This window comes from Pectinatus haikarae (genome assembly GCF_015732185.1).
In the GTDB taxonomy this organism is placed as follows: Bacteria; Bacillota; Negativicutes; order Selenomonadales; family Selenomonadaceae; genus Pectinatus; species Pectinatus haikarae.
This window is the reverse complement of the sequence record NZ_WIQM01000009.1, coordinates 55,862-70,476: the sequence shown is the minus strand read 5'-3', so window position 1 is coordinate 70,476 and position 14,615 is coordinate 55,862. Positions and strand designations below refer to the sequence as shown.

At 35.9% G+C, this 14,615-nt stretch carries 12 protein-coding genes and 1 CRISPR repeat array; of the genes, 3 read left to right on the top strand and 9 right to left on the bottom strand.

The window, feature by feature from the left end:
• Positions 1–10: 10 nt before the first annotated feature.
• Positions 11–715 (top strand): DUF5105 domain-containing protein, encoded by a 705-nt coding sequence (locus tag I6758_RS07355; protein ID WP_196604565.1) that lies wholly within the window; start codon positions 11–13, stop codon positions 713–715.
• A 67-nt stretch (positions 716–782) separates the two neighbouring features.
• Here I6758_RS07355 and larB read toward each other — a convergent pair whose 3' ends face one another.
• From larB to I6758_RS07325, 6 genes are all read right to left on the bottom strand, one after another.
• Positions 783–1,529: a nickel pincer cofactor biosynthesis protein LarB gene (gene larB, locus I6758_RS07350; protein ID WP_196604564.1), complete on the bottom strand. Its 747-nt coding sequence runs from the start codon at positions 1,527–1,529 to the stop codon at positions 783–785.
• Between the two features lie 55 nt (positions 1,530–1,584).
• A complete protein-coding gene (gene smpB, locus I6758_RS07345) occupies positions 1,585–2,058 on the bottom strand; it encodes an SsrA-binding protein SmpB (RefSeq protein WP_196604563.1) in 474 nt (157 codons plus the stop codon).
• A 60-nt stretch (positions 2,059–2,118) separates the two neighbouring features.
• Positions 2,119–4,428, bottom strand: coding sequence for a ribonuclease R (gene rnr / locus I6758_RS07340; protein WP_196604562.1), 2,310 nt, complete (start codon positions 4,426–4,428; stop codon positions 2,119–2,121).
• Positions 4,429–4,458: 30 nt separating this feature from the next.
• Positions 4,459–5,205 carry an alpha/beta hydrolase gene (locus I6758_RS07335; RefSeq protein ID WP_196604561.1) on the bottom strand — a complete coding sequence of 249 codons (747 nt, stop codon included), beginning with the start codon at positions 5,203–5,205 and terminating at the stop codon, positions 4,459–4,461.
• Positions 5,206–5,293: 88 nt separating this feature from the next.
• Positions 5,294–5,506, bottom strand: a complete 213-nt coding sequence (gene secG, locus I6758_RS07330) for a preprotein translocase subunit SecG (protein ID WP_196604587.1) — start codon at positions 5,504–5,506, stop codon at positions 5,294–5,296.
• Positions 5,507–5,937: 431 nt separating this feature from the next.
• On the bottom strand, positions 5,938–7,152 hold the full coding sequence (locus I6758_RS07325) for an MFS transporter (RefSeq protein WP_196604560.1): 1,215 nt from the start codon (positions 7,150–7,152) through the stop codon (positions 5,938–5,940).
• Positions 7,153–7,355: 203 nt separating this feature from the next.
• Between I6758_RS07325 and I6758_RS07320 the strand changes: the two genes are divergently transcribed.
• Together I6758_RS07320 and I6758_RS07315 are read left to right on the top strand one after the other, a co-directional pair.
• The gene (locus tag I6758_RS07320; RefSeq protein WP_196604559.1) at positions 7,356–7,637 is read left to right on the top strand and encodes a hypothetical protein; all 282 of its coding nucleotides are present in this window, start codon (positions 7,356–7,358) and stop codon (positions 7,635–7,637) included.
• Between the two features lie 32 nt (positions 7,638–7,669).
• On the top strand, positions 7,670–7,822 hold the full coding sequence (locus tag I6758_RS07315) for a hypothetical protein (RefSeq protein WP_196604558.1): 153 nt from the start codon (positions 7,670–7,672) through the stop codon (positions 7,820–7,822).
• A 100-nt stretch (positions 7,823–7,922) separates the two neighbouring features.
• On the opposite strand, the gene cas13a is transcribed toward I6758_RS07315, so the two are convergent.
• From cas13a to I6758_RS07305, 3 genes are all read right to left on the bottom strand, one after another.
• Positions 7,923–11,663 carry a type VI-A CRISPR-associated RNA-guided ribonuclease Cas13a gene (gene cas13a / locus I6758_RS07310; RefSeq protein ID WP_196604557.1) on the bottom strand — a complete coding sequence of 1,247 codons (3,741 nt, stop codon included), beginning with the start codon at positions 11,661–11,663 and terminating at the stop codon, positions 7,923–7,925.
• A 347-nt stretch (positions 11,664–12,010) separates the two neighbouring features.
• Positions 12,011–12,444: a CRISPR direct-repeat array (repeat unit 32 nt; unit sequence GTTTCAGTTCCCCTGTATGTGGGGATTGTAAG).
• Positions 12,445–12,822: 378 nt separating this feature from the next.
• Positions 12,823–12,954, bottom strand: a complete 132-nt coding sequence (locus I6758_RS15070; protein WP_269140337.1) for a hypothetical protein — start codon at positions 12,952–12,954, stop codon at positions 12,823–12,825.
• A 154-nt stretch (positions 12,955–13,108) separates the two neighbouring features.
• Positions 13,109–14,590, bottom strand: coding sequence for an aldehyde dehydrogenase family protein (locus I6758_RS07305; RefSeq protein WP_196604556.1), 1,482 nt, complete (start codon positions 14,588–14,590; stop codon positions 13,109–13,111).
• Between the last annotated feature and the right edge of the window lie 25 nt (positions 14,591–14,615).

The window sequence follows — 14,615 nt, the reverse complement described above, 5'->3', positions numbered from 1 at the left end:
GGGCAGAATTTTGAATAAAAGTAGACGAAATATGTTACTGATCGTTATCATCATTGTTTGTGGTATATTTTTTTATTCGGCAAGGGGATACACTTTTTTTAATACGGATGTGCAGGAATCGCTGTTGATTTTTACGCAGATAAATTTGAAAAATGATTTCACAGATGCCGCTAAGGTCGGCATGGGCAGCAGTACTGTTCAGAATGAATGGAAGGATAATTATCAGAATCTGAATAGACAATATTTCAAGAATGAATTCCGCGGCAGATTGTCTGATGAGAAAATAGATCAATTGATAGAAGCGGAACTGGTAATGAATAAAAAGCGAAAGATTCAAATAAGTGATATAAAAATTGATGGGGATAAGGCATCTGCCACAGTATCCATAAGCAAAGTAAACTACAGTGATCTGATAGACGCAGCCGTAAAAAGTGTAAAAGCTGAAGAACTTAGTGCCGGAAAACTCTCACCGGAAGAGTTTTCCGCAGCATTGGCAGACGAATTGGTCGAGCGATTTAATGCGGCACAGCCGACAGATGAGATGACTGATTTTTCGGTGGATCTGAAAAAAGAACTGATAAATAATAATGACAATGCGGATGAACGGTCAAATTGGCTGGCTGTGCATATAATTCCGCAAATAAGTGGTCACTGCTGGTACCCGGAAGATATGGATGAGTTTTTTGGCAGGCTCAGCCGAACAATAGAAAATTAAAAGCAAACAGGCATCATAGAAAAGAACCGGTTCTTTTCTATGATGCCTGTTTGCTTGAAACGATAAATCATTTTGTGTAAGCAATTTTATTGATTTGTGCTGATAAATACCCTGCTCCGTAACCATTATCAATATTTACCACGGCGACTCCGTTGGCACATGAATTGATCATTGTCAAAAGAGCGGAAAGACCATGCATATTGGCTCCATAGCCTACAGAGGTGGGAACAGCGATAACCGGTTTATCAACTAACCCGCCGAGTACGCTGGCAAGAGCTCCCTCCATGCCGGCAACAGCAACTATACAATTAGCCGTTTGGATAATGTCGAGGCGGGCCAGAAGACGATGCAGACCTGACACTCCAACATCATAAATGCGTTCTACATGCGACCCAAAAAATTCAGCCGTCTGGGCGGCTTCTTCCGCCACCGATATATCAGCTGTTCCTGCAGTGCACACAGCAATTTTTCCTTTGTGCGGTTTTATCCGGTCCTCTATTTTTATCACTTTAGACAAAGGATCATAATCGGCCTGAGGATAAAGCTTTTTGATCAGCGCATATTGCTGTTCTGAGGCTCTCGTTCCAAAAACCTCGCCTTCATTTTCGTACAGACGGGTAAATATATTTTTTAGATGATCATCTGCCTTACCGCTGCAGAAAACGACCTCGGCAAATCCCATACGCAGTTTTCTGTGAGTATCCAGTTTGGCATAACCCATATCTTCAAATGGCTTGCGGCGAAAAAATTGTTCCGCGGCGTCCACGGATAATTCCCCGTTTTTTACTTTTGTCAATAATTCGTGTGTATTCATCCAAGCGGGCCCCTTATTGTTCAATATTTGAAAAAACAGCAGTTTCAAGGTTTGATTAATATTTTTGCCGTTCTTTCAGCGCTCTGTCAATTTCTCTTTTAGCGGTTTTTTCAGCTATGGACTGCCGTTTATCATAATTCTTTTTGCCGGAAGCTAGGGCCAGTTCCACCTTGGCCTTTCCCTTGACAAAGTATATTTTCAGAGGAACAAGTGTAAGGCCCTTTTCCTGTGTTTTACTGAACAATTTTACTATTTCAGCCTTGTGCATAAGTAATTTTCTTATGCGCAGCGGATCATGATTAAAAATATTTCCGTGTTCATAAGGACTTATATGGACATTTTCCAGAAATGCCTCGCCGTTTCTTATTAAGGCAAAACTATCCTTAAGATTTGCCTTTCCTTCCCTCAAAGCTTTTACTTCTGTACCGACCAAGGCTATGCCGGCTTCATATGTTTCCTGTATAAAATAGTCATGGCGGGCTTTTCTGTTTTCGCAGACTATTTTCATTTTCGTATTTTTCTGTCCCATTGTTATTCCTTTCCTTAAGGAATTAGTATTTATTAATTTTTTGTTTGCGACAGCAGAGTATTATTTGCGTATCGGTTTTCTTTTCCGTTTTTTTATACCGTGCCCGTGGGCTGTAATATTTCCACTGTTATTTTTATGTTGTCCGTGACCAATGTTTTTCTTATTATTTTTTACAGATTTGCTGCCGGAAGTGCCTGTTTTCTCAGTTTTATGTTTTATATCATTATAAACGCCATTATCTTTCAGGACAAAATCTATCATGCGTTCTTTTACATCGGCACGCATCAAAATGACTTCTACAATATCACCCAGTTTATAGATAGTGTTGGTACGCCTGCCTATGAGGGCATATTCTTTTTCAACATATTCGTAATAATCATTGGCCATACTGGAAACGTGTATCAATCCTTCTACACCGTTATCCAGTTCCACAAATATGCCAAAGGAGGTAACACTGCTTATTACTCCTTGGAATTCATCTCCTACAAAACGTGTCATATATTCTATCTTTTTCATGTCTATGGTATCGCGTTCCGCGTCTGCCGCTATACGCTCACGTACAGAAGAACTGAGTGCGATTTCAGGAAGCAGCTTTTTCAACTGTTCTGTGCGTGATGCGGAAATTTTTCCGGTCGGCAGTATTTCTGTGAGGAGTCGATGCACTATCAGATCAGGGTAACGGCGTATTGGTGATGTAAAATGTGTGTAATATTCTGCGGCAAGACCAAAATGACCAAAATTTTCATCGCAGTACCGTGCCTGCTGCATTGTGCGCAGGGCAACGGAAGAAATTATTTTCTCTTCCTTTTCGCCGACGACCTTAGCTAAAACCTGCTGTATAGATTTTGGTTCTATGGAAGCTGTTTCTGTATTTTTATTTATATGCAGCCCAAAAGCTGACAGCAGCTCATTGAGTGCAGCAATTTTTTCTTTGTCCGGCTGTTCATGTATACGGTAAATGAATGGTGTTTTTTTCATAAACATATGTTTGGCTACCGTTTCATTGGCGGCAAGCATACATTCTTCAATAATAGATTCCCCCAGCGAACCCATTCTTTTCAATAAAGCAACAGGAGTACCTTTTTCATCCAGTTTTACCTTTATTTCCGGAATACTGAAATCTATTGATCCGCGCGTATTACGGCGTTTTTTCAATATATTGCGCACTTCCAGCAGTGTATTGAGGAGAGGCAGTATATCTTCATTATTTTTTGTCGTTTCGGTATTTTTATCCACAAGAATTTCGTTGACAATATCGTAAGTCAATCTTTTGTACACATGAATGACAGTAGGAAGAATCTCATAGGAGACAATGCTGCCGTTAATATCCAACTCCATCTCAGCTGCCATCGACAGCCTGTCTTCTCCCGCATTCAAGCTGCATATACCGTTGGATAAGCGTGTCGGGAGCATGGGAATGACCCTGTCTGCCAAATAGACACTTGTGCCTCTTTTTCTGGCTTCCAGATCAAGCGGCGAGTTTTCGCGGACATAATGGCTGACATCAGCGATATAAACACCCAAAAAGAAATTGCCGTTATCAAGTTTTTTTGCATAAACACCATCGTCAAGATCTTTGGCATCTTCGCCGTCCACAGTGACCACTGTTAACATGCGGCGATCAGTTCTTTTTTTGCAGTCTTTTTCCGAAACAGCCAAGGGAATTTTCTGAGCGGCACATTTTACTTCATCAGGGAAATCCAATGGCAGTTCGTATTGGTGGACCACTGAAAGAATATCAATACCGGGATCATTGATATTCCCTAGTATTTTTATAATTTTCCCTTCAGGATTCTGCCTTTTTTTAGGCCATCTGGTTATTTGAACTACTACCTTCGTTCCAACTGAGGCACCATTGAAATTACGTTTATGAATAAATATATCTTGTGTAAGTTTTTTATCATCTGGAGTAACAAAACCGAAAGAGGTACTTTTTTCAAATGTCCCTACTATCTGGCTGTTGGAGTGTTCCAGAATTCTGATTATTTCTCCCTCACGGGAACGTCCGCTAAGAGTACTCTCGTTTAAGCGGGCGATTACCTTGTCATTATTCATGGCACAGCTAAGCAATGTCGGCGGAATAAATACATCTCCCTTTTCTGCTTCAACAGGGTCATCCGGTATGATAAAGCCGAACCCCTTACTGTTCATGGAAAGTCTGCCGATGACCAGATTCATTTGTGACGGAATACCGCAGAGATCATTGCGGTTGCGGACGATGAGCCCCTGCAGCTCCAAATTATCTAAAACGGTGAACAATTGTATAAGCTCTTCATTATTAAGCTGAAGACCGGTAGCTATATCTTCTTCGCTTACCGGACGGGAAGCCTTGTTTTCCATATAATCCAAAACTCGTTCTTGTAGTTGCATATTATCTCCTTAAATTCAGTTCTATTAAAATCAATAATGCCGGAGCATAAATTTTTCTATTTCGCTAAAAACAGTCTCTTTTTCCATGTCAAGTATTACCAGATGACCGGATTTTTCCAGCTGTAAAATTTCTTTTGAGCTGCTTTTAATTTTATCATAAATATATCGGCCGCTTTTTTCATCGACAGTGTGGTCATTTTTACTTTGGACTATAAAAACAGGAACACTTACCCTCGCCAGATTTCTCTTTAAATGCTGTATGCAATCCAGTAATTCATGAATACATATAAGCGGCATTTTTTTGTAGCTTATGTCACAGTATGACGGTACTGAAGAAAAACGGCGACGTCTCATCTTGGGAAAATATATGTTTTTGGATGCTTTGCGCGGCGGTAATAAATCGATGCCTCTTTCTGCGCAAATGAATATGGGGGTACTAAGAGACACAACTTTTTTCACGGGAAATTCAGTACTCAAAATGAGTGCAAGTGCGCCTCCCATTGACATGCCAATGACAGAAACAGAAACACATTGTCCTTTGAGCAGATAATATGCATCGCATACAGAATGATACCAATCTTTCCAGACAGTACGTGCCATATCGTCTGGTGTAGTTCCATGTCCGCATAAACGGACAGCCATAACGGTATAACCAACGCGATGAAGATGTTTCCCCAGCAGAAGCATCTCGGCGGGGGAGCCTGTAAAGCCATGTATAAGCAGTATGCCCTGTTTCCCTCCGGAAAGGAAAAAAGGCTCAGCACCACGCATAATCATAATTAGCCTCCAATAATTTATAATATTTGCGTATAATGAAATTAAACTGCATAAAAAATGTTCTCTATCAACTGATAGAGAACATTTTTTATGCAGTCATCTTAGCTATTATTATAGTTATAATACCGAATAAAATAGCAAATAATACAGTTACTTTCGCCATGAAGGCGTCAAGTCCTCTGGCCTTGCTGCTGAAGACCGTATCTGTCTCACCGGAAAGACCGCCCATACCGGCGCTTTTTCCTTCCTGCATAAGGACGGAAACTATCAATCCGATTGCGATAACTGCATCTATTATCATTAAAATAGTTAATTTCAAACAATAACCCTCCTAATGAGCAATGTTTAATATCTATCACATAGTTATACTATATTTTAGCATGTTGATATATATTTGTCTATAATAGGAGAATTAATGCAGAACAAAGATTTATGGCCTATAAATAGTTTTGTGGTTTTTGCCAGTTAAGATAAAGCCGATTTTACTTTATCAGAGAAAAAAACAGATAACTGCAACCGTATTTGTCCCCAATTCTGAACCCGGTCCGTCCATTTCCTTAAAACGTCTATCGTAGACAGAAGTATATCAGGTTCATTATAAGCGTGTGCGAAAAATGTTTTAATTTATGAGGCCATTATAAAAATATTTATGGTGAAGTTTTCAGCTATTTAAGTAAGGTTTATTTTCCTCAGATTTCGAGAGCTGCAAGTACATCTTCAGGTTAAATATCGCTATCTATGAGAAAATTTCTTGAGGGATACTGCCTTAGTAGAATATTTTAATGTGATAATCAATAAAATACATGCGGCACCCCAATAAGAAGCATAAGGGTTAAAATATTGATTCATAAAATAAGCAAGCATTGGTCCTAATGCTGCACCTAAATCAATGAGTAGAGAATAAAGCGTCATGATTTTTATTTTTGCTGAATTTATGGCAATATCTGCGGCTAAAGCATCTGCAATCGTAGTTAAAGAGGTGGCGGTTATCTGCAAAATTAATAGGAGTGCCAGCCAAACCGCTAGTGGCATATTGAAAGAAATAATGGAGAAAGATATAGAAGCTATTGCAGTTGAAATAATCAATATAGAATATCTTCCTTGTGTTTGATCGGTAAGACTGCCTAATAAGGGAGCCAGCCAAGGTTCCCAGCTCCAACGAATAGCTTGTATAATTCCCCCTAAAGATGCAGCTCCGATTATAAAAAAGCCTATAGAAATATTCGAATTATTATGCAATTCGATTAAGTAGCTGAGCGTTGAGGTAAACATCCCTTGATAAATCATAGAAATAAATAAACCAATGCATAATGTAGGGAGAATATGCGTATTTTCAAAAAATGAAAAATTAGATTCTTTCTCAGTTTGTTCCGCAACCATTCCTCTGGATGACTTTTTAATATAAGTAAAAATGACAGGAATACAGATTAGTGAGCAAAATGCAAAGGTAAAAGATGTAATTTTAACACCAAAAAAATCGGCGGATATTCCACCAAATAACATGCCAAATAAACTTCCGAGTCTATATAAGCCATTATATAATCCCATACATTTTCCACGATTCTGGTCAGTAGAGTAGTCAATAATTGTAAAATATGCACCCAGGCGAAGAAAAGTCCAAGCAAATCCCCAAATACAACGTAATAGAATAAATATATAAAAATTATTTACTATACCATAACCAGCAGTGGTGCTTATAGCAAGCAGAAGGGCAATTAAAATTCCGTTTCGGGCACTAATTTTTCGATATAGGTAACTAACTAAAGGATTTAAAGGTAACCTGATTAACCTATTAACAGATAGAATAATTCCAATTTGCCATAGTGAGGATAGTCCCATATCTTGCCAATGCGTTGGGAGGACAACATAAAGCATGGAATCTCCAATAAGACAGACTGCGGTAACGAGTGCAATAATAATGATGGGCCGTGTTTTCTGATTAAACATAAAATCACCTCCCCCAAAAATTAGGGGTTTACATTTTTTAGATATAATATGTTATTTTGCATAAATCAACGTTTTTATTAATAAATCGCCCGAGAATTCGAAATAGATGAAAAAACCGCACGAAAGTACCTGCACAAGAGAATTTCTGCCTGTTTGGGCGTGCCTTCTTCTTTAAAAAACTCACCAATCCTGGTGGAATAATAATGCTTCCCGTCAAGGCAAATCTTGCCATAACCATCCGCTTTCAGCTATTCATAAAGAAAAATATTGAAAGGGTCTGCCGGCAAGGGCTGCAATGCGGCTTTATCAGCAGCAAACAGTATATGGGTTCTCTCGCCTTTTTAGTAATGGGGTTCGGCAGTTTTTATCTTATGTGCACACAGAAGCCGATTATATTTTTCCCGGTCGTTGAACTTTGGTACGGGAACAAAGAGATTGGCGCGGGCATAGCAGCCAGCATTTCTCTCGATATTCCTTTTTTATAGCCTGATGCCGGGTTATAGCAGCGCACGCGAAATTGGCAGTGCGCCCGGAACTGGCTGAAAAGCTTGGATTCGTAGTTTACAATTTTGTCCGCCTTCATTGCGCTCTTAACAGTTTGACTCCGGCACAAGTTGCAGGGCTCAACCTTTCTGCCAGAAGTAAGCACAAGCTTTTGTTCGTTGTTTGAAGTAATTGGCTGGTTCTGTTTGTTAATCTTTCATGTTTACTTTCTCCAATATTAGTTTTATTTTACCTACCCTTTGGAGGTTTACACAATTATTTCAGCACTAACTATTATTTTGACTGTCACTATATGAAAATGTTAATAATTTTTCAATACAATCAATAAAAATGTCATCTTTAGCTTGAATAGGAATACTCTTATTAAGATTTTTTAGATAATTAATAGAATCACTTTTAACAGAAATAAGTTTATATTCGTCACTATTATATTTTTCTAATTCAGTATTTTTTAGATCACACTTTTTTAAAGAAATAGTAATATGATGCTTTTTCAGAACTTCTTTTAATACTCTAGTTATAGAGTTTTTACGTTTTAAATCATAATGTAGTAATTTGCTAGACAAGGGTAAAAGTTCAATAATGCTTGGTTGGTTTTCATTACCTTGTTTCATTTGTGTCATATGATTAAAATGCGCAAGAGCATTCCGCGGACGTAATATAACTAAAAAATCATTTTTAGTTAACTTTTTAGAAGAATTACACCAGTAAAATTGAGATAATATATTTCTACCATTTTCTTTTAATGTTTTTATAAATATAGGTATTTTTGAGCCTTCATAATTATATATACTGTCGATATTATCTTTGTTCAAATCCAGTATTTTTTCTCCACGTTTTATACCGAAATTATTTAGACCATACAATAGAAAATACATATCTCTTTCCCAATCTATTGCAAAACTTGCTAACCGACTTAGTATTTCTACATGGACAATATGTATTTCATATAGTAAATCAAATGTAACTTTACGTCGCAAGTTTATATATTTACTTTGAAGTGCTAAAGAATTCCTATATTCATTTATTGTTTTAAGATTATTTGTATTTTTCGGGCCTAACTTGCATAATGTGTCATGAAGTTTTCTTAAAGTTTCTTGTACCTGTTCAATAGGAGATATTAGATCAGTACCAAGTAAACAATCTTCTTTATATTTATCATAATTTTGTTTAGTAATTTCATATATAGGCTTGCCATTAATGCGAAACATATCGGAGTAAAGCGGCAATGCTCCTGAACGCATAAGTGCCAGCATACTTTTTTGTTGAATAGGCGTTTTGTAATCATTTTGATAGTATAGATCAATATAATCTTTAATATTGCCACCAATAAATCTGCTGAAATGTCTGTTAACCATATCTTCATAACATTTATCTTCATTTATATGGTCTGGAAATGTAAAAATTAGCATAGCTATTAATTGCTCAAGCTTTTCTGATTGCCTGTATTCATCACATTTCTCCTTACTAAGTTTATTTTTATCACGTTTATCTAATGAACAGCGATAGCGGATAACTTGATGTTGGAGATTTGCTAATTCTCTTTTTTCTAGCATACGTAAGAAAGGATAAAATAATAAGCAAAGCTTTTTATCTTCATAATTTGTTATAGATAAATCATTTTGCATATACAGAATAGGATTTTGTTTATTAAAAAGTTCATTGAGAGTGTCCTCTGATTCATTTCCTTTAGGCAATATAAAATCCTTGTTAAATATTGATTGCAATTCATTTTTTACATTGCTGCCAAGTCTGGTTTCAAGATAATTATCAAAAGCACGTACAAAAATGTCTTGTACAAAATCTATATAATAATTTTTATCATTGTTATTTTTTCCCCTTAATTGTAACTTTTTTAATTTCGGGCTATTATTTATATCGTCATGTTTATTACTTTCTTTGGTGGATTGTAGTCTTTGAAGTTCCGCCATATAATTAGCTAAACTTTGTCCCCATCTGTATTTATTCATACTACTATAGCGGGAATATTTGTTTTGCTGGCTAATGCCAGGTGTGTTTTCATTATATTTAAGTACTTTTTCACTCATAGTAATTGTTTCATTTATAAAATTAGTGACTAGGGCTTCCCCATTTTTCTCATTTTTAATGGCAGGAAGAAAACTGTGCTCATAAATAAGTTGTAATAAATTTTTATACGCTTGCCATTTTTTATAAATGTCGTTATCAATTAAATCCGGCGTATTATACCAACTAAGTTTCCTAATATTATTCTTATCCATGCTACATAGATTTACACCTCGTTTATATATATTGCGAAAAGATGGCATTAGCGTATACTTTGGCGCGTAGATGTGAAAAGTAAGCCTATTATTAATAAATAATTGTTTTAAAATTTTTAAAGGGAAAATATTAGCAATTAATGAACTGCGGAATTGAGCTTTGAAATAGTCATTTATATGTGATTTATCAATTGTAAATAATGTTTTTATTTGAGAAAAATAGTTTCTATTAACTATTTCATTAGACTGTATTAACGTATACAGACAATCTTTTTTGTAATGAATAATATTATTACGTAGATATTCGATACTATCTTTTGCTGCATCAAGGATATCAAGAAGTTTTCCTATATCTATATTCTGAATATCATTTTCCGCATTAAGAGGAAAAGATGTACATAATTTTTCTTGTAAAATGGTTTTATTATTATTTCTGTTTTCAATTAATCCGTTTAAAAAATATTTAATATAAGTGATATCAGTAAAATCGGTAATAGTATTCTTTTGTATATTTTCGTATATATCTTTTAGTGTACAATTTTTATTAAATTCTTGAAGAATGTCTCCTTCTATTTTTGTACCAGTTGATGCTTCGTTTTTTCCTAATAAATCAGAATTATTACTGCCATAATCAAAAAAGTAATTAAGTCTAGTTATTGCCCATGTTATAGATAAAATAAATTGTTTTTTAAATGCTTCTTTAATTTGTATATCAGAAAGATCATTAGATGTGGGATTAAGATTTTTATCATCAAGGTAATACGATAGTTTGCCATTTTGAATTAATAAGGCATTTATTTTATTGACTAAGTGGGTTTTAATCCATATATAACGATAACTTCCCTGAATGTTTTTGTCTATTAAATTTTCTACCTTGTATTTCTTATTTAGACTGATTTTAGCTTTATTACTTCCAAAATAATGTCTAAAATATTCTTGTATTTCATCTAAATAAAAATTAAAGTCTTGCAAATCATTTGCAGAAAGATTTTCCTTCAGCTTTGTGTACAAGTTTTTATGATATTCTTTAACATTTCTATATATGATTTCACCCAATTTTTGGGGGCTTTTGATACTTACATTATCTGCATTAAGATTATTTTTGTAATAATTATTTAATATAATACATAAATTAGCATAAAGTTTTTCATACTCATATAATTCTTCGTATTTTTTAAGGCAATCAAAATCAATACCATCTTTTTTTATAAAGTAATATAACCATTGAACTCTAAGTCCTTGTATGGCTCCCTTATTATCAGTTTCAGCAGTAAAAGGTATATTATTATTTTTAATAGATTCTTTCAACTTTTTTTGTTTATATGCAATTCTTTCTTGCAGCGCACAATGCCATATTTTTAAGTCTTCTGTTATATCCTCATTTTTTTCGTAGTGCCTTTTTAATAAATTTCCTAGTGTTTCACCATCTTTTTCTATGGTCAAATTGCATCCATAGAGGGAAAGATATTTTGATGGATCGAAGGTATTGCCTTTTATAGCTGGGAGTGATACATTCCCTAATTTTATTAATTTATTAATAAAATTAGAAAGATCAAATTTTGTAGTATTATTCTTTGATTGATCATACGATTTTCTTTTATTTGGGTTAGATAGAATGCGTGTCGTAAGTGATGCTTCAAATGGTAATTTTTTTATTATGTTTTCAGTTTTATCCTCAGCAAAATTATTGCTAATATATAAACCTCCTTTTTGAGTATCACGATAAAAAACTGCATTACTAGAATTCTTAGTTCTTGTTAGTTTCATTAGCAGACACACACCCTTTTCCGCATAATTCATTAAGTTATTATTAATTCTTCGATTATATTTATCATTTACCTGCATTATATTTGTTTTTATTGTAGAGAAAACCAGCTCCGGCAAAGTGATGCCGGAGCTGGTTTTCTTTATACTTTTTTTAAAATTATCAATAAAAAATGCATTACTATTAACTATTTTATGACATTTGCAAAATATTCCGTTAAACATATTCACAAACAATATCTAAAATCTTTTCCGATAATAATTGCCCAACACACACTCCTCTTCGTCCGCCCTCAGAAGAGCATGGATTGTAAGTAGCAAGCCCAGTACCCTATTCTTTTATGAGCGCAATTACAGTTCCCCTGTATGTGGGGATTGTAAGCTTATGACGCAAGCGAATATTATGAGTAATTTTTGTTTCAGTTCCCCTGTATGTGGGGATTGTAAGGTGCAAAATGAGTACCAGCAGGCAATTGCTCAGGCAGTTTCAGTTCCCCTGTATGTGGGGATTGTAAGTTGAGTGAGCGACAGACAGATTTGCAGCGTAGGACAGTTTCAGTTCCCCTGTATGTGGGGATTGTAAGTTTATAACGATTACACCTGATTCAAAAGGGATAATGTTTCAGTTCCCCTGTATGTGGGGATTGTAAGTGATATACGCAGTAGCAGTTGCATATGACGGTGCGTTTCAGTTCCCCTGTATGTGGGGATTGTAAGGTGCATGGTATTGTCCTAGCTGCCGCATCAATCGCGTTTCAGTTCCCCTGTATGTGGGGATTGTAAGAGCACCGCAAAAAAGTCCTTTTGCAATGCAGGTTTACCGAGTATAATTTGCGAATCAGCACAAAACTATACTGAGGGTATCCTTGAATTTATATATTTAAGACAATTATCCCGTTATTACTACAGTGCGAAACCCTAAACAGATTTGTTGGAAGTAAGTATCTCATTTATTCTTTAAATTACCGGAAAAACGCCTCTATCTAAATAATTTTAACAAAACTGCTTTTTATATACTTATCATTCGCACTTATATAATACTATTATATAAAAAAGTCAACAATTTTTCAATACATTTCAAAAATATCAGATTTTGAGTCTCAATCGACCTAATAGTAGTATGCTAAGGCTTTTCCCCTTGTGCAGTATCTATTCGATTATATCAAGCCAACTGCAATTCTGTAAACATAAAATTTCCGAATTTGCCAGTTGCTTTGTTTTTATAGTCATATTTACTGTAGACAAGAAATTCATCCAATTTACCGTCAAAAGCACCTTCCAATAAAACAGACATCCACATATTCTTCATGATATTTTTAACAGCGTTTTAAGGATTGCTGCTTTTATATAAACTTTTATTTTTCCTGCTCATAAAATAAAACCCTCAAACTGATTTTATATTAGTCAGTTTGAGGATTTAATCCGATTGTCAGCTTTTTTAATGCATCTTAATACAGTCCGGATGGTGTTTCTTTCATACTTATAAAGATATTTTTCACCTGGGTGTAATTTTTTAAAATCATTTTATGTGTTTCTCTGCCAATACCGGATTTTTTATATCCGCCAAAAGGCGCATGAGCCGGTAAGTTATTGTAATCATTGACCCACATCCTTCCGGTTTCAACTGCCCGCGCCACACGGAAAGCTTTATTGATATCTTTCGTCCATACGGCTCCGCCTAAGCCATATTCATTTGCATTTGCCAGACGTATGACTTCATCTTCTGTATGGAATTTTATGAAGCATACCACAGGTCCGAAGATTTCCTCACGGGCAACACGCATATCATTGGTCACATTGCCAAGTATTGTAGGCTGCATATAAGCTCCGTTTTCAAGTCCCGGGAGACTGACTTTTTTGCCACCGGTGACGATACTGGCACCTTCATCTTTAGCTATATCAATATATGAAAGGATCTTTTTCAATTGTCGCTGACTTATTTGACTGCCGAGCATGGTATCTTTTTCCCAGGGAAGACCTATTTTTACAGTCTCAAATTTTTTCTTGACCGCCGCAACGAATTTATCATATACAGTATCCTGCACAAATACTCGTGATCCTGCGCAGCAAACCTGTCCTTGATTAAATAAAATGCCCAGGCATACACCGTCTACAGCTTTATCCCACGGCATGTCATCAAAGAAAATATTAGCTGATTTTCCGCCAAGTTCAAGCGTAGCAGGAATAAGCTTGTCGGCAGCTGCTTTAGCTACGTCATAACCAACTTCCGTAGATCCCGTAAAGGCAAGTTTTTTGATATCAGGATGTTGAATTATATAATTACCGGTGGTCGATCCTTTTCCCGTTAAAATATTTAAAACACCCGCCGGTAAAATATTTTCAGCAGAAATAATTTTCGCAAGCTCCAGAACACTAAGCGAGGTTTCGCTGGATGGTTTGAAAACTATACAATTTCCCGCAGCCAAAGCAGGTGCCAATTTCCATGCAGCCATCAGAAAAGGAAAATTCCAAGGCACTATCTGCGCCACTACACCGAGAGGTTCTTCCGTAACGATGCTTAATGTATCGTTGTCCAAAAATGTTGCAGTTCCTTCTTCTGCTCTGAGTACGCCTGCAAAATAGCGAAAATGATCGCTGGCCGCGGGAATATCGATGTTGAGAGTTTCACGGACAGGTTTACCGTTGTCCATGCTTTCTGTCAAAGCCAGCTTTTCTTTATTTGCATCTATCAGATCAGCAATTTTCAACAAAATAGCGGAACGCTGCGCCGGACTTGTTTTTTTCCATTCGGGAAAAGCTTTCCATGCGGCTTTTACAGCCTTGTCAACATCTTCTTTTGAGGCCTCTGCACAAGCGGCTAAAACTTCACCGGTGGCAGGTGATATAGTTTCGTATGTTTTATTATCCCTGGCAGGAGTCCACTTCCCGTCAATCCATAAACTATAGCTCTTATCGACAATTTTATCCATTATATTTCCTCCTTAAACTTGATTG